The 17,017-nt window shown below is 36.1% G+C and carries 17 protein-coding genes; 16 read left to right on the top strand and 1 reads right to left on the bottom strand.

Annotated elements, in window-relative coordinates:
* The 14 genes from EK417_RS03465 to EK417_RS03400 all read left to right on the top strand — a co-directional run.
* Positions 1 to 1,174 (top strand): RHS repeat protein (locus tag EK417_RS03465; protein WP_317129488.1); only part of this gene is annotated, 1,174 nt, incomplete at its 5' end.
* Positions 1,175 to 1,177: 3 nt separating this feature from the next.
* Positions 1,178 to 1,681 carry a hypothetical protein gene (locus tag EK417_RS03460; protein ID WP_136521342.1) on the top strand — a complete coding sequence of 168 codons (504 nt, stop codon included), beginning with the start codon at positions 1,178 to 1,180 and terminating at the stop codon, positions 1,679 to 1,681.
* Between the two features lie 373 nt (positions 1,682 to 2,054).
* Positions 2,055 to 2,627 carry a hypothetical protein gene (locus EK417_RS03455; protein ID WP_136521341.1) on the top strand — a complete coding sequence of 191 codons (573 nt, stop codon included), beginning with the start codon at positions 2,055 to 2,057 and terminating at the stop codon, positions 2,625 to 2,627.
* Between the two features lie 10 nt (positions 2,628 to 2,637).
* A complete protein-coding gene (locus tag EK417_RS03450; protein ID WP_136521340.1) occupies positions 2,638 to 3,039 on the top strand; it encodes a hypothetical protein in 402 nt (133 codons plus the stop codon).
* Between the two features lie 208 nt (positions 3,040 to 3,247).
* Entirely contained in the window at positions 3,248 to 4,330 is a 1,083-nt protein-coding gene (locus EK417_RS21630) for an RHS repeat-associated core domain-containing protein (RefSeq protein ID WP_317129489.1), read from the top strand.
* Positions 4,331 to 4,333: 3 nt separating this feature from the next.
* Complete coding sequence (locus EK417_RS03440) at positions 4,334 to 4,852, top strand: hypothetical protein (protein ID WP_136521338.1); 519 nt, start codon at positions 4,334 to 4,336, stop codon at positions 4,850 to 4,852.
* Positions 4,853 to 5,134: 282 nt separating this feature from the next.
* Entirely contained in the window at positions 5,135 to 6,232 is a 1,098-nt protein-coding gene (locus EK417_RS03435) for an RHS repeat-associated core domain-containing protein (RefSeq protein ID WP_228457881.1), read from the top strand.
* Positions 6,229 to 6,669: a hypothetical protein gene (locus EK417_RS03430; RefSeq protein ID WP_136521336.1), complete on the top strand. Its 441-nt coding sequence runs from the start codon at positions 6,229 to 6,231 to the stop codon at positions 6,667 to 6,669. The genes EK417_RS03435 and EK417_RS03430 overlap by 4 nt, the downstream gene beginning before the upstream one ends.
* A 356-nt stretch (positions 6,670 to 7,025) precedes the next feature.
* Positions 7,026 to 8,492 carry a DUF5687 family protein gene (locus EK417_RS03425; protein WP_136521335.1) on the top strand — a complete coding sequence of 489 codons (1,467 nt, stop codon included), beginning with the start codon at positions 7,026 to 7,028 and terminating at the stop codon, positions 8,490 to 8,492.
* A 3-nt stretch (positions 8,493 to 8,495) separates the two neighbouring features.
* Complete coding sequence (locus EK417_RS03420) at positions 8,496 to 9,212, top strand: ABC transporter ATP-binding protein (protein WP_110367621.1); 717 nt, start codon at positions 8,496 to 8,498, stop codon at positions 9,210 to 9,212.
* Between the two features lie 18 nt (positions 9,213 to 9,230).
* Complete coding sequence (locus tag EK417_RS03415) at positions 9,231 to 10,169, top strand: Dyp-type peroxidase (RefSeq protein ID WP_136521334.1); 939 nt, start codon at positions 9,231 to 9,233, stop codon at positions 10,167 to 10,169.
* A gap of 122 nt (positions 10,170 to 10,291) precedes the next feature.
* Entirely contained in the window at positions 10,292 to 10,852 is a 561-nt protein-coding gene (locus EK417_RS03410) for an RNA polymerase sigma factor (RefSeq protein WP_076595368.1), read from the top strand.
* Positions 10,839 to 11,447, top strand: a complete 609-nt coding sequence (locus EK417_RS03405) for a hypothetical protein (protein ID WP_136521333.1) — start codon at positions 10,839 to 10,841, stop codon at positions 11,445 to 11,447. Before EK417_RS03410 ends, EK417_RS03405 begins: the two co-directional genes overlap by 14 nt.
* A 30-nt stretch (positions 11,448 to 11,477) precedes the next feature.
* Entirely contained in the window at positions 11,478 to 12,518 is a 1,041-nt protein-coding gene (locus tag EK417_RS03400) for a porin family protein (RefSeq protein ID WP_076595370.1), read from the top strand.
* A gap of 75 nt (positions 12,519 to 12,593) precedes the next feature.
* Here EK417_RS03400 and fumC read toward each other — a convergent pair whose 3' ends face one another.
* Positions 12,594 to 13,988: a class II fumarate hydratase gene (gene fumC, locus EK417_RS03395; protein ID WP_136521332.1), complete on the bottom strand. Its 1,395-nt coding sequence runs from the start codon at positions 13,986 to 13,988 to the stop codon at positions 12,594 to 12,596.
* A gap of 322 nt (positions 13,989 to 14,310) precedes the next feature.
* Between fumC and EK417_RS03390 the strand changes: the two genes are divergently transcribed.
* Together EK417_RS03390 and EK417_RS03385 are read left to right on the top strand one after the other, a co-directional pair.
* Positions 14,311 to 15,315, top strand: coding sequence for a hypothetical protein (locus tag EK417_RS03390; protein ID WP_136521331.1), 1,005 nt, complete (start codon positions 14,311 to 14,313; stop codon positions 15,313 to 15,315).
* 55 nt (positions 15,316 to 15,370) lie between these two features.
* Entirely contained in the window at positions 15,371 to 16,978 is a 1,608-nt protein-coding gene (locus EK417_RS03385) for a fumarate hydratase (protein WP_136521330.1), read from the top strand.
* Positions 16,979 to 17,017: the final 39 nt, after the last annotated feature.

Genomic DNA, 17,017 nt, shown 5'->3' with positions numbered 1-17,017 from the left:
AGACCAGCTTGGAAATGTAAGGGTTTCTTACGGAAGAAACAGCGCAGGCGTTCTTGAGATTACGGATGCCAATGATTACTATCCTTTCGGGATGAATCATTTTAAAACCGGGAATGCATTCTTTGCTCAGGGAAGCTATAAAAGCAATAAGTACAACAGCAAAGAGCTTCAGGAAACCGGGATGTACAGCTACGGCTGGCGAGAATATATGCCGGATATTGGACGTTGGAACGGGATAGACCAGCTGGCAGAAAGCTATCTGTCTGCAAGCCCATATGCTTATGTGCTGAACAACCCGATTAATATGTTTGATCCTGATGGGAGAAAAAATGAAGCATGGCTTTCAGAAGCTCCTCTCTGGCTGCAGGAGATGTGGAATGCCACCCCGGATGGTACCAACTCTTATTGGTTCAACAACGGCTCAGGGTTCACCAGCTACCAAGGAGGTTCAAGTGGTTCAGGAGGAAGTGGTCTTGCCTACAGCTCTACCGTAAGCTATGGAGGTACTTTTACCATGGGAGACTGGACCTATGCCATGCCTCCGATTGTGCTTACAGGGAATAAATCCGGCTGGGCAGCACAATTTAGAAATCATATGGAGAAGTATGCCAGTAACGTTCCGGAAATTAGGCAGTCTTATTATAATTTTCATCCTTATCAGCCAGATAATACCCCGGAATGGTATAGCTTTGGAGGGCGAGGAAATTGGGGTATAGCAACAGGAGCTGCAAGTTTAGAGCATTTTTCAGGGCAGGTAAGAGTGACAACTACAGGTTCATCTATTAAATTGTATCGCCCTAATGCTAATGGTAACGTTTTTATTAAAAATGCATATACAAAAACTACAGGGTTAAGTAAAATCGGAAAAACTTTAGGGAAATATTCATTTTATTTAGGTGTTGCAATGGACGTGTATGGTGTAAAAACATTTTATGAAGATCCAAATTCTCCCAATGCAGTGCATCCGGGCAAGGGAGGATTAAATACAGTAATGGGATATGTAGGATTAAAAGGAGGAGCTTACGGAGCTATAATTAGCATTTTATATTTTGGAGTTGATAATTATTATCCGGGAGGATGGGTAGGAGCCTCTGAAACTGCAGCAGCAACTGAAGCAAATGAACAACAAATGACAGGACACCCATTCTTAAATAATTCAGCAATTAAATTTTAAAATATGGAAAAAATAAAAAAAGCATATTATTATTTCTTTTATAAACTGTATAAACATTCAAAGGGCTCTATTTTCCCTGAAAATTTTACGGGGAGTATATTTTTAGGTACTTTAGGTATTTGGTTTACAATTACTCTATTAAACTATTATAATATTTTTATTGACAAAAGTATCAATTTTACAAAAGGAGTTTATATCGGAATTGCTGTCTTTTTTTTACTCACGTCTTATATAACTATAGATTATAATGATACTTGGAAAAAATATAATCTGGAATTTGATCAACTATCTACAGAAAAAAATAAAGTAGGTGGCATTATAGTTTGGTCAGTAATTATTGTTATTGTTGCTAATATGATATTTTCTTACTATTTGTTATATGAAAGAGCTAAACGAAATCAAACTGGGCCTTATTCTAAGGAATATATCCAACAGCAGAAAATTAAAGATTCATTAGAGAATATAAGATATAAAAAAAGGATGGAAGATATTAGACAGGGTAAATAATTGAGCAATGTTTCAAACATGTTGGTAATAAATTAGAGTATTGGTTTCCAATACTCTAATTTTAAAAATAAGAATGAAAATCTCAATTTAAATGATATTGCGGATAGCCAGAACAGAATAAAAGAGAAAATAGGCTGTCTAAAATATTGAAGATCAGATCAGGTGTTTCAGATGTGTTGGTACAAAGACCCTCGCTCTCGCACGATTGTATCGTGTGGCTTTATATTAATAATTCAGTAAACTATTCTTTGTAGAGGATAGTATTACTTTAGAATGGGTATAAAGAGTTTTTTAACCACACGAAAGGATTTGTGCGGTAGCTGGGGTTCTTACAGGTAATAAATCCGGTTGGGCAGCACAATTTAGGAATCATATGGATAAGTATGCCGGTAACGTTCCGGAAATTAGGCAGTCTTATTATAATTTTCATCCTTATCAGCCAGATAATACTCTGGAATGGTATAGCTTTGGAGGAAGGGCAAACTGGGGATTGACAACCGCTGCTGCGGGTATAGAAAATTTTGCAGGGCAGGCAAGAGTGACAACTACAGGTTCATCTATTAAATTATATTTACCTAACAGTAATGGAAATGTTTTCATTAGAAATGCATATGCGAAGACAACAGCAATAAGCAAAATTGGAGGTATGCTAGGGAAATTTTCCTTTGGTTTAGGTGTTGCAATGGATGTTAAAGGTATGCAGGTATATAAAAATAATCCTAAATCACCTAATGCTGTACAACCAGCAAAGGCAGGAATAAATACAGTTGTTGGAGCTGTTGGTACATGGGGTGGTTTTGCAGGTGCTATCTATAGTATTTTTTATTTTGGTATTGATGCATTCTATCCTAATGGTTGGAATGGGGTTCATAATGATATTGAAGCAGCTGAAACTAAAGGTAATTATCACATGGATTGGGGAACAATGGCTCCAAATGGTGCATAAAATTTTAATTATGATAAAAAAAGCATACTATTATCTTTTCTATAAGATTTATAAATCAATAGAATATACTTCGAAAGAATTTGGAGGAGAATTTATGAGTGATTTTAAAACAAGTTTAGTACTTATTACTTTAGAAATATTTATAATTTTTTCTTTTGCCAACTATTATAATATACTTTTTCACTCTGATTCGGGAATATTCCCAAATAGTATTTGGGTGATAATTATTCTCATATTAACTATGATAGATTATTTTATTTTCCACAGTAAAAAACAGTGGAAAAATATTATTAATAATTTTGATAAACTTACAGAAAATGAAAATAATAGTGGTAGTTGGATTGTATTTGGAATAATAGCTCTCGTACTTATCAATTTTGCTTTTTCATTTTATCTATATTATCAATCATAAAATGTAATAAAAGGCTGGACAAACTTGTTGGACAGTCTCGTTTATTATAAAAAAATATATGCAATGCCGGTAATGTTCCAAACATGTTGGTAATAAATTAGAGTATTGATTTTCAATACTCTAATTTTAAAAATAAATGAAAATCTCAATTTAAATAATATTGCGGATAGCTAGAACAGAATAAAAGAGAAAATAGGCTATTTAAAATATTGAAGATCATATCAGGTGTTTCAGATGTGTTGGTTTCAAATCCGAAAGTTTTTACTGCTACAAATACAACAGCAAGGAGCTTCAGGAAACCGGGATGTACAGCTACGGCTGGAGAGAATATATGCCGGATATTGGACGTTGGAACGGGATAGGCCAGCTGGCAGAAAGCTATCTGTCTGCAAGCCCATATGCGTATGTGTTGAACAACCCGATTAATATGTTTGATCCTGATGGGAGAAAAAATGAAGCATGGCTTTCAGAAGCTCCTCTCTGGCTGCAGGAGATGTGGAATGCCACCCCGGATGGTACCAACTCTTATTGGTTCAACAACGGCTCAGGGTTCACCAGCTACCAAGGAGGTTCAAGTGGTTCAGGAGGAAGTGGTCTTGCCTACAGCTCTACCGTAAGCTATGGAGGTACTTTTACCATGGGAGACTGGACCTATGCCATGCCCCCGATTGTGCTTACAGGGAATAAATCCGGCTGGGCAGCACAATTTAAAAATCATATGGATAGGTATGCCAGTAATGTTCCAGAAATTAGGCAGTCTTATTACAATTTTCACCCTTACCAACCGGATAATACCCCGGAATGGTATTCTACAGGAGGACGTGGAAACTGGGGATTGGGAGTTATAGGGACAGCTGTAGAAAAGCTTTCAGGTGAAACTAGAGTAACAAGTGTTGGATCAACAATCAAGTTGTATCGTCCTAATGCTAATGGTAACGTTTTTATTAAAAATGCATATACAAAAACAATAGGATTAAAGGGGGTTGGTGAAATGGTGGGCAAAGGTTCTTTTTGGTTAGGTGTTGCAATGGATGCAAGGGGTGTTTTTAATTATTACTATAATCCAGAATCAACTAACAAAGTACATCCTGCAAAAGCTGGTTTGAATACGGCTATAGGAGCATATGGAACTTGGATAAATCCAGCTGCCGGAATATTATACTTTGGTGTTGATGCTTTTTATCCTGGTGGGTGGGAAGGTTATGGTAATGACTACCAAAGTATACAGTCTGATAATGCAGCAATAATGCCAGGATTTATAACCGCTCCTTATGGCTCACAAAAATTTTAAATTATGTTGATAAAAAAAGCATACTATTATTTATTTTATAAGTTCTATAAAATGTCTGCTTCTGCTCCTTCAAAATGGTGGAGTGAAGGTAAGGCTAGTATGGCAATAGGAGTATTAGAGATATGGACAATCATATCTATTCTGATTTATTATAAAATTCTTATTGATCCCTCATCAAATATTATGGGAACTACTATTATATGGTTTATTATAATTATAGCTATAACAATAGCTGATTATTATATTTTTCATCATAAGAATAAATGGAAAAATATTATTTCAGAGTTTGATAAATTGCCAAGGAAAAAAAATATTCTTGGAAGCTGGATTGTCTTCGGGCTAGTATTGCTGATTACTGGAAATTTCATTTTTTCATTTTATTGTTTAGACAGACAAGCAAGGAAAGATCAGGTTGGTCCTTATGCGCCCGAAATTGTTGCCAAAGAAAGAAGAGAAGATTCTTTACAAAAAGCTAAACAAATAGAAAATCTTAAAAAAATATATGGTGAAGATAAAAAATAAAAATAATTGGTAAATGCTCCAAACAAGTTGGTAATAAATTAGAGTATTGAAAATCAATACTCTAATTTTAAAAATAAGAATGAAAATCTCAATTTAAATAATATTGCGGATAGCTAGAACAGAATAAAAGAGAAAATAGGCTATTTAAAATATTGAAGATCATATCAGGTGTTTCAGATGTGTTGGTAAAAAGACCAGCTTGGAAATGTAAGGGTTTCTTACGGAAGAAACAGCGCAGGCGTTCTTGAGATTACGGATGCCAATGATTACTATCCTTTCGGGATGAATCATTTTAAAACCGGGAATGCATTCTTTGCTCAGGGAAGCTATAAAAGCAATAAGTACAACAGCAAAGAGCTTCAGGAAACCGGGATGTACAGCTACGGCTGGCGAGAATATATGCCGGATATTGGACGTTGGAACGGGATAGACCAGCTGGCAGAAAGCTATCTGTCTGCAAGCCCATATGCTTATGTGCTGAACAACCCGATTAATATGTTTGATCCTGATGGGAGAAAAAATGAAGCATGGCTTTCAGAAGCTCCTCTCTGGCTGCAGGAGATGTGGAATGCCACCCCGGATGGTACCAACTCTTACTGGTTCAACAATGGCTCAGGGTTCACCAGCTACGACGGAGGTCCTAAAGGCGGAGGCGGAAGCCTTGCTTACAGCTCCAACGTAAGCTATGGAGGTAGTTTTACCATGGGAGACGGAACATATGCCTTACCTCCGATTGTGCTTACAGGAAATAAATCCGGTTGGGCAGATCAGTTTAGAGATCATATGAATAAGTATGCCCGGAATACATCAATGATTGCACATATGATAAAATTAGGAAATTATAGTGATAATATTCCTTCAAATAAAGAAATAACTCCTTGGCAATTAGGTGTAGAGTGGCTTTCAGGAACAGGTCCAAGACATCGAGATTTTACTAATGGAGACTTAATGACAGAAATGCTAAGACAACATAATCATGTACAAGCCACTAGGGATATTATCCTATCTAAAATGGCTTTAAGTCAAAGTAGTTTAGAGGGGTCAAATTCTTATAAGCTAGGAGGTATTAAAGGAGTTGGGCTTTATCTTAAAGATTATTCAACGTTATTAACAGGCGGGTTAACAGGGAATTTAGCAGTAACATATTTAGGGTCTTATAACTTAGAATACACGGCAGCAGCATATAATAAGAGTGTAGTTGTTTCATTTCATGTTGAAAATTCTTCTACAATGCAATCTGCGTCCCGCCCTCCTGTGCTTGGTTATCTTCCAATTTGGCAACAGACAACGGGGAAACTTATCAATGAAAAATTTAAAACAGGTTGGGGGTCTAAAACTACTCAATCATTTCACTGGACAGAAGTATTATATCTAAAATGAAAACAAAATTAAAATATTTATTAATTACACTATTAACAATTGTGTTATATAGTTGTGGTGAAACTAAGCCAAAACAATCAGATTTTATAGGTACTTGGAAGTCATCTGATAATGCATATATCAAATTAAATAAAAATGGAACTTGTATTTTGAAAGGGCTTGATCATTATAAAATCAGTAGTTTTCCAAAAAATAAAAATAGAGAATTAAATGCTGAAGGAACGTGGCAGTTTACAGAAAATGTAGAAAGTGGTATTATTGATAATATAGACAATGGAATTACTATGAAATATAATCTACCCGAGGGAACAAAAGGGGAAATTTTATTTTATATCTCAGGGCAAGGGATCAATGAAAATAACCCACCTTGGAATATTTTTATATGGGAAGGTGATCCTGATGAAATGCTAAAATACGAGTTTGTAAAAAATAATTAAATACATAAGCAACAAACTGCAAGCTAGTGTTAGCGTTCTCGCTCGTGTTATAAAATAAGCCACTGTGAAAACAGGGTAATGTTTCAGATATGTTGGCACGCAATATCCATGGAAATTACAAAAGGAAATCTCCATTAAATATTCAGAGAAAGAGTAACTATAACGGTTACTCTTTCTATTTTTATAAAATAAACAGCTCTTTATGAATGTAAAAATCTATTGTGAAAGTTTTGTTCTCCTATATTGATAGTACAAAAAACATAAGATATCTTTATCTTTTATGAAAATTTATTTTACTTCCGATTAAATCTGTAACATATTCTACATTATATTGACTAATGTAAAAAAACTAACATATGTTTCTAAAGTTCCTTAGGCTTGAAATCAAAAGCTTTTTTCGTGGTACATCTTTAGGGATCAATCTGACCATAAAGATTCTCCGTTTCATAGGAATTCTCTACTTTATAGGATGCCTTGTTGGGGGAGCGTTTATTGCCTTTTTCTACATTCAGGAGGAAATGCATCAAAATCCTTTACAAGTAGTTTCAAAATTCATGATCGCCGCCTGGATTGTTGACCTTGTCCTTAAATATCTCTGGCAGGAAATTCCCACACAGAACATTAAACCATTCCTAACGATGAATATCCGGAAGAATACCTTGGTCAATTATATGCTGGCCAAGACCTTTCTTTCCGCATTCAGCTGGCTGAGTTCGTTATTCTTTATTACATTTTCACTGATTGCTGTGTTCAATGGATATAGTATTTTGGGAGTGTTATTATGGCTTACAGGGGTGATTTCATTGTTATACCTGAATAATTTTATCAACATTATTTTCAACGGTAAAGAAACCCTGGCAGTGATGATAGGAGTATGTTTTCTTGGCATAGGAGCTTTGGCATATTACAATATCGTTCCGGTTTTATCATATTCTGAGTCGGTTTTCTTTAGTTTCTATGAAAAGCCATACTTTGTACTGATCCCTGTTGTTTTGTTCGTCATACTGTGGTGGATCTGTTTCCGTTACCTTCGTAATGAGTTTTATCTGGATCAGGGGCTTGAAGCGAAGAAAACAGTCGGGAAAACAGAAAATATTGCCTTCCTGAATAAATACGGCGTTATCGGGACATTCATCAATAATGATATTAAAATGTTGAGACGAAATAAAGTACCCAAAGGAATTTTGCTGGGCAGCTTTATGTTTCTGTTCTACGGATTGCTGATGTTTACTTCTTCAATGTACAAAACACCGGCAATGATGATGTTTATGGGGCTTTTTGTAACAGGAGGCTTTCAGTTTCTGTTTGGCCAGAGAGTTCCTGCTTTTGACAGTTCCTATTATCCATTGATGATGACCCTGAATGTTCCCTACAAAGAATATCTGAAAGCAAAATGGTGGCTGATGAATATTGTAACAGGAGCTTCTGTGATTATAGCTGTTTGTTATGCCTATTTCGGGTGGGAAGTCTACGTTACATTTTTTGCAGCAGGATTATACAATATAGGGGTGAATTCTCAATTTACCTTGTGGTCCGGAGCCTTCAATAAAACTCAGATTGATCTTAATACAAAAGAAAAAAGATTGGGACAGAAAGGAAGCTTCAATATGATCGCCATGCTTCTGCTGATTCCTAAAATGCTTCTTCCGATGGGCGTGTTTGCCTTAACAAAATATATGTGGGGAATTACCGGAGGAGTAATCAGTATTGCCATTATCGGAATTATAGGATTTTTCCTGAGAGAGAAAATCTTCGATATTATCGTAAAACTTTACAAAAAAGAAAAATACAGCACACTGGATGCATTTAAAAATATAAGTTAAGCCATGATCAACATACAAAATTTATCCAAAACATACGGAACAGCAACCGTTCTTAATATTGAACACCTTGAAATTCCCAATGGGGAAACATTTGGTCTCGTAGGAAATAACGGAGCAGGAAAAACAACGCTTTTCAGCCTCATGCTGGATCTGATTCAGGCTACCACAGGATTTGTAAGCATTGATGGAATTAAAGTCAATGAATCCGAAGCCTGGAAAAATAAAGTCTCAGCCTTTGTAGACGACACCTTTCTTATTGGTTACCTTACGCCGGAAGAATATTTTTACTTCATTGGAGAGCTAAGAGGCCAGAACAAGTCTTCTGTAGATGAATTCCTGAAGCCTTTCCATGATTTTTTCAATGGTGAAATCCTGAAATCCGGGAAATATGTCCGCGATCTTTCAAAAGGGAATCAGAAAAAAGTAGGGATTGTGGGAGCTATTATTGGAAATCCTGAGATTATTATTCTTGATGAACCCTTTGCCAACCTCGATCCGTCTACCCAGATCAAACTTAAAAACCTGATCAAGGAATTATCAAAACAGGATGGTGTTACTTTTCTTATTTCCAGCCATGATCTTTCCCATACCACAGAAGTCTGCAACAGAATCGTGGTGGTGAACAAAGGGCTTCTGGTAAAAGATATTCAGACCAATCCGGAAACATTGAAAGATCTGGAACAGTATTTTGCAGATCAGGTGGCAGTTTCGGATATTTAATACCACAAAAAAACAGGTATGAATACGATAGAATCACAGAATGTAACAGATTATCCTAACAGCAATACCATTTTCATGGTCTGGAAACTTAATGACAGCCCGCAGCTGAAAGGCGTTTTTCAGGAACTATGCGCTTTGGTTTTAAATCTTAATAATTCAGTGTTTAACCGTTTTCCGGACAGCAGGGCAAGCTGTGTCATGGGAATTGGTGCAGAAGCATGGAAAAAACTGGAACTTCCAACCCCTCCACCAAAGGAATTAGTGAATTTTGAAGAAATAAAAGGGATAAAACATACGGCTGTTTCCACTCCCGGAGACCTTCATTTTCACCTGAGAGCGGATAATAGAAGCCTGATTTTTGATATGGCTGTTGAGATCTCCCAATTATTAAGCTCAGTGGCAGAAAGTATTCTGGAGGTTCACGGATTCAAATATTGGGATGCACGTTCCATTCTTGGTTTTGTAGACGGAACGGAAAATCCGCATGGAGACGACCGTGATTATTTTGGAAAAATAGGAGATGAAGATCCCCAGTATAAAGGAGGAAGTTATCTTTTCGTTCAGAAATACCTTCACAAGATGGATGCCTGGAAAAGTCTTTCCACAGAAGATCAGGAAAAGGTCATCGGAAGATCAAAGGAAAATGATATTGAAATGTCTGATGCTGTAAAACCATCAAATTCGCATATTGCATTGACGAATATCGAGGGTGAAAATGGGGAAGAATTGAAAATTGTGAGAGATAACATGCCTTTCGGAAATCCTTCTACAAATGAGTTCGGGACCTATTTTATTGCCTATTCAAGTACATTTGCAACAACAAAAAAAATGTTGACCCATATGTTTATTGGTGATCCTCCGGGAAATTATGACAGAATTTTAGATTTCAGTACAGCAGTGACAGGAACGCTTTTCTTTGTTCCTACCAGAAATATGCTTGATGAATTTTCAGGATAAAATGTAAGGCTGTCTCATTCTAAGACAGCTTTTTCTTTAATTAAATACTTCAACGAAAATTTTTTTCAAAACTTGTAACCTTTTTTTGTTTTGATTGTCTTTAGTATAGAAACAATATAAGCATGAAACTTTTGTTCGGTAATAAAAAGAATGATTTATTGAGCCTCCTGAAGAAACAGGATCCGGCTGCACAGAAGATTTTCTATGAACAGAATGTCAGGAAATTTCTGAGTGTAAGCAAAAGCTATGTGAGCGATTTGTATCAGGCGGAAGATTGTCTCATAAAAGCATTCTGTAAAATTTTTAAACATATAGAAAGCTTCAGAGGAGAATCGAATCTCGATAGCTGGGCAAGAAAAATTGTTGTGAATGAATGCCTGAACTTTATCAAAAGTCATAAAACAGTTTTCTATCTGGACGAGATCAACCCGTCTTTTCATGAAGACGTATATGATACAGAGATTGATTGTGATTTTAATGCGCAGGATCTTTTGGATCAGCTGCCTGATGCCTACAGAATGGTTTTTAACCTCTATGTGCTGGAAGGATATTCTCATCAGGAAATTGCGGATACTTTGCAGATTTCAATTGCAGTGAGCAAGACACAGCTCTTCAGAGCAAAAGAAAAATTAAGAAAGATCTATTTTCAACAACAAAAAAAAGTGAAAAATGAAAACGTCTAAAGATACTATTGAATTTCAGATCAAAAAGCAGATTGAGGAAAGAGAAATTGCTCCATCAAGGGATCTGTGGTCCGAAATTGAGCTTCAGAATAACAATAATCCACATTCCGGATCAAAAATGAACTGGCTTTTAATAGCGGCTTGTCTGATTTTGACATTCAGTTTGGGAAGCGCTCTTTTTTTTCTTAATCAACCTTCAGAAACCAGCCCGGTAATTGTAAAAGAAACAGGAGAAAATACAACAGAAGAAATAATAAAAGTTCCCGCTCAGAATATTGTTCCTTTGGCAGTTCAGAATAATAAAAAGGAAGGAAAACAAACACTTTCCCAGGATAAACAAGAAGTGATTTCTCCGGTGGCAATCGGTCAGACTCAACCTATTCCTAAAGAAACTCTTCCTTTGAAGAAATTGGATATCACCCAGATTTCCAATCCTAAACTTATGGCAAAGGCCGATTCTTTAAAAACTCCGGTTAAAAAGAAAAAATATGTAGACCCATCCACGCTTCTTTTCTCAGTAGAGCATAAAGATGTCATTGAAAAAACAAAAGATGGAAGTAATGTGGCAACTACTATTGATCTGAATGCCAGATAATGTATCCGTAAAAATTTAAAAATTAATATTATGATCAAGAAATTAATCGTAATGGGATTACTATGTTCTTTTTCAGCATCATTTTATGCACAAAAGACCTTCAATATTAATCTGTCTTCTAAAAAAGATACAGAGGTAAGCCCCATTGTAAAAGAAAAAGTAGAAGAATATGCAGCAAAAATCAATACCATTATTCAGGAAGAGAAAAAACTGATGGAAGATGAACTGTTGGTTCTACGGGCGAAAAACCTGGATAAAGCAGATTTTGACAGAGAAAAAGCTAAGATCGCAGACCGTTATTCCGAAAAAATGGATAAGAGAATTGAAGAGCTGGGATTCGATCTGGATGATGTTATTCAGAAGCAGGTAAGATATTCTCTCCTGAACACTGATGTGACTTCCAAAGAAGAGCTTAAAGAAAAATTGCTTAAAAAATTCCGTCCCAGCAGAAGCTTTACAGGATATTTTTCTTACGGAATTATGACTTTAACAAACAGCTCACCGGATAATGAACTCGATAAAAATATAGGATACGCCAATAATCTGGAATTTGGACTGAAACTGAACTACCAGCTCAGCAGAACAAGCCCATGGGCCATTGTTTCCGGATTAGGTTTTTCATGGAGAACGGTAAGAGCAGATAATAATATGCTGTTTACAAGAAGTGCAGATCAGGGCGTTGCTTTGGGACAATACAATGGAAACCTTGAGAAAAGCAAGCTGAGAACAGGATATATCATGGTTCCTCTTGGAGTGCAGTATAATTTTTCTCAACTTAAAAATGCCGGAATGGATATCCAATACCGCAGTTATTATACCGGATTTAAGGTGGGAGCGAATGTTTACGGTGGTGTAAAAATGTCCACCAATAATATTGTAAAAGGAAATGATGGCGAAACAAGAGACCGCGGAAATTATCAGGTAAATCCTTTTGTCTATGGAGCGCAGATTACGTTTTCATACAACAGCTTCAGTCTGTTTGTGAAAAAAGATTTCAGCAACTTCTTTAAAGACAGTTATTTCAAAAATGATAAAGCGCTGATATTCGGGCTGGCTATTGGATTAGATTAAATAGATTTTTACAGCAAAATGAAAAACTCCGGGAAAGGCTCCCGGAGTTTTTGCATTGTATCAGTTATAGACTCATTATTTTAAGCTTCCTACCATATCTTCAGGTTTTACCCATTCGTCAAACTGTTCTGCAGTTAACAAACCAAGATTAATAGCCTCTTCTTTTAATGTTGTCCCGTTTTTATGGGCCGTTTTTGCAATTTTAGCTGCATTTTCATATCCGATATGAGTATTTAAAGCCGTTACAAGCATTAAAGATTTGTCTACCAGTTCTTTAATTCTCTCATGATTCGGTTCAATACCTACTGCACAATGATCGTTGAAAGAAATACATGCATCAGCAATCAATTGGGCAGATTGTAGGAAATTGTACGCCATTACCGGTTTGAAAACATTCAGCTCATAGTTCCCCTGAGTCCCCGCAAATGAAATGGTAGTGTCGTTTCCTAAAACCTGGGCACAAACCATCGTCATTGCTTCATTCTGAGTAGGATTTACTTTTCCGGGCATAATGGAAGATCCCGGCTCATTCTCTGGGATATGAATTTCCCCGATTCCGGAACGTGGACCTGATGCCAGTAATCTTATATCCTGAGCAATTTTGTATAAAGAAACAGCCAGCTGCTTTAACGCTCCGTGAGATTCAACAATGGCATCATGTGCAGCAAGAGCTTCAAATTTATTTTCTGCGGTAATGAAAGGATGTTTTGTAAATTGAGCGATATATTCCGCTACTTTTACATCATAGCCTTTAGGAGTATTCAAACCTGTTCCTACAGCAGTTCCTCCTAAAGCCAGTTCAGAAAGATGAGGCAATGTATTTTTTAAAGCTCTTAGCCCGAATTCCAGTTGAGCCGCATAACCCGAAAATTCCTGTCCAAGAGTAAGCGGAGTAGCATCCATCAGATGGGTTCTCCCGATCTTTACAACATCTTTGAATGCTTTTGACTTCTCAGCCAAAGTATTTTTTAATTTTTCCACTGCCGGAATGGTTACTTCCACTACTTTTGTATACGCTGCAATATGCATGGCAGTAGGATAAGTATCGTTCGAAGACTGGGATTTATTAACATCATCATTCGGATGAATTTCAGATTTTTCACCTAATGCTCCGCCATTATTGACATGGGCTCTGTTGGAAATAACTTCATTTACATTCATGTTCGACTGTGTTCCGGAGCCCGTCTGCCAGATCACCAAAGGAAACTGGTCATTAAGTTTTCCTTCCAGAATTTCATCACATACTTTCGCGATCATATCTCTTTTTTCCACAGAAAGCACTCCCAGATCCGTGTTGGCATAAGCTGCGGCCTTCTTCAGATAAGCAAATGCTTCAATGATTTCGTGCGGCATTGAACCTTCAGGGCCTATTTTAAAATTGTTTCTTGAACGTTCCGTCTGTGCTCCCCAAAATTTATCTGCAGGTACCTGCACTTCTCCCATGGTGTCTTTTTCTATTCTGTAATTCATAGTGGTTGAAATTTGTATGATCTTTTATTTTTAAAGCCTTAAAAATTGTTGACATTATTAATCTTTAATGAAATAAAAAACGGTTTGATTTTATTTGGCTTCTATAAAGATACTTATAAACTCAGGATCATGCAATTTATAACAATTATAAATATTAATAATGAAGACTGATATTACTCATGTTCTTAAAATGGGTAATATATCTGTATTCATAATGGTTTTTTATTGTATTTTTGGATTTTCCCAAAAGGTAAGAAATTTTAAATCCTAAATTTTTTGCAGGGAATAGTATGGAGGTACTTCATAATAAAAACTATATAACATGAAAAATTTTCTTTGTTTACTATTTTTAGTTTGCTCAATCTTTTTTAATGCGCAAGTCGCAATAGGAAGCTCTGTAACAGATCACAAGGGTAAAGTAGAAACTAAAAACTTTACACAATTCCTGAATTCTGAAACGATTTTTGTTTTCCCCCCTGTTTATGATAAATCTGTTTATGAAAAGATTTTAAAAGATACCTGGACGATCACACCTTACAAAGTATTTCTCTACGGAGACGCTGATCTTACCGATTTCATGAGTGATAAATACTCATTTGCAACGGTGGATGGGAAGATAGTGGAGAAAAATATCTCAACATCTATCTATACTTATTTTTCTTTTTTTACATTCGATATGAAAGAAAAAACGAAAGAAATTGAGAAATTTTTAAGCAAAAGCAAAAAGAAAGAGGACTATGATTTATTTGAAAAGCATAGACAGTATGTAGGGGGATTTTATTTGTTTCAAAAAGGAGAATTGGTACAGTCATCATACGCTAATTCAATTAAAGAAACCTCTAAATTGGCACAGTCTGAAGACATATTTTTTAATTTTAAACCAGGGTTTTTGAAAAATTATTTTCAATCTGTTCAAAAAGGGATCAGTGATAAAGCGGCGAGTAGTGTGTACGATGTTTTTAAAACTCCTGAATTAAAAAAACTTCAAACAGCAACTTTATATGTGCCCAATTATATTGGAATCAAATTTAATCCCAATCTATATAAACTTGAGGATAAGGAGCGGAGCGAAGAGGATAAGGCAGATTTATTTTCAAAATATGAATTTAAATATGAATACATAGATGACAATGCATTGAGTGAAAAGATTTTGAATAATGAAGATATTTATTATTTCCGTTATGTGAGAATGAATAACGGGAAATTTTTAAATATAGTAGAAGCAAAAACAGGAAAAATTATCTACTCTGAAAGTATCTTTGGAATGTCGTACAATTTAAAGCCTGACTATATTAAAGATATTAAAACAGCAATAAAGAAGTTCTAATCTAAAATGATTCTTAGTAGTATAATTCTTAATTTTGCACAAACAAAAAAATTGAATGGATTTTAGATATCAGGATCCGTATCCTATTCAGAAAGATGATACGGTGTACAAAAAACTTACATCAGACTATGTAAAGGTGGATAAACTGGGTGACAGAGAAATTTTAACAATTGATCCGAAAGGGTTGGAGTTATTGGCTGAAGAAGCGATGGCAGATGTTTCTTTCATGCTTCGTTCTTCACACCTGGAAAGCCTTAGAAGAATCATTGATGATCCTGAAGCTACCGATAATGACAGATTTGTTGCCTATAACCTTTTGCAGAATGCTGCAGTAGCTGTAGAGGGAGCTCTTCCTTCATGTCAGGATACAGGTACAGCTATTGTAATGGGAAAAAAAGGAGAAAATGTTTATACAGGAGTAGATGATGGTGAATATCTAAGTAAGGGGATCTTCAATACCTATCAGAAAAGAAACCTAAGATATTCCCAGGTGGTTCCTTTGACGATGTTTGATGAGAAAAATTCAGGATCTAACCTTCCTGCACAGATTGATATCTATGCTAAAAAAGGAGATTACTACGAATTTTTATTCTTAACAAAAGGTGGAGGTTCTGCCAACAAAACATTTTTGTATCAAAAGACAAAATCTTTACTGAACGAAAAATCTCTTGAAGAATTCATCAAAGAAAAGATTTCAGACCTTGGTACGGCTGCATGCCCGCCTTACCACTTAGCATTGGTAATCGGAGGAACTTCAGCAGAAGCCAATCTTGCAGCTGTTAAAAAAGCATCAGCAAAATATTATGACAATCTTCCTACAGAAGGAAATGAAGCCGGACAGGCTTTCAGAGACCTTGAATGGGAAGCAAAAGTTCAGAAAATCTGCCAGGAAAGTGCCATCGGAGCACAGTTTGGAGGAAAATATCTTACGCATGACGTAAGAGTAATCAGACTTCCAAGACACGCAGCATCCTGTCCTGTAGGAATGGGAGTTTCTTGTTCTGCAGACAGAAATATCAAAGGGAAAATCACAAAAGAAGGGATTTTCCTTGAGCAATTGGAACAGGATCCGAAAAGATTCTTACCTGATACTCCTCCACACCTGGAAGAAGCTGTTGAAATTAACCTTAACAAGCCAATGCCGGAAATTCTTGCTGAACTTTCCAAATATCCGATCAAAACAAGATTAAAACTGAACGGAACATTAATCGTAGCAAGAGATATCGCTCACGCAAAAATTAAAGAAATTATCGACAGCGGGAAACCAATGCCGGAATATTTCAAAAACCACCCAATTTATTACGCAGGGCCTGCAAAAACTCCGGAAGGAATGGCTTCAGGAAGTTTCGGACCTACTACTGCCGGAAGAATGGATGTTTACGTAGACGAATTCCAAAGCCATGGCGGAAGTATGATCATGCTGGCAAAAGGAAACAGAAGTAAAGATGTTACCAATGCCTGCGGAAAATACGGAGGTTTCTATCTTGGATCTATCGGAGGGCCGGCCGCCATCCTTGCCAAAGACAATATTGTATCTGTAGATGTTGTAGACTTCCCTGAATTAGGAATGGAAGCCGTAAGAAAAATTGAAGTAAAAGACTTCCCTGCATTCATCATTACCGATGATAAAGGCAACGATTTCTTCGCAGATCTTGCCCACTAATTAGTTTAAAATTAAAATAAATAACAAAATAGAACGCTG

The organism is Chryseobacterium candidae, from assembly GCF_004916905.1.
Taxonomy (GTDB): Bacteria; Bacteroidota; Bacteroidia; order Flavobacteriales; family Weeksellaceae; genus Chryseobacterium; species Chryseobacterium candidae.
The sequence above is the reverse complement of the archived record's forward strand: the minus strand, read 5'-3'. Positions and strand labels throughout refer to the sequence as shown.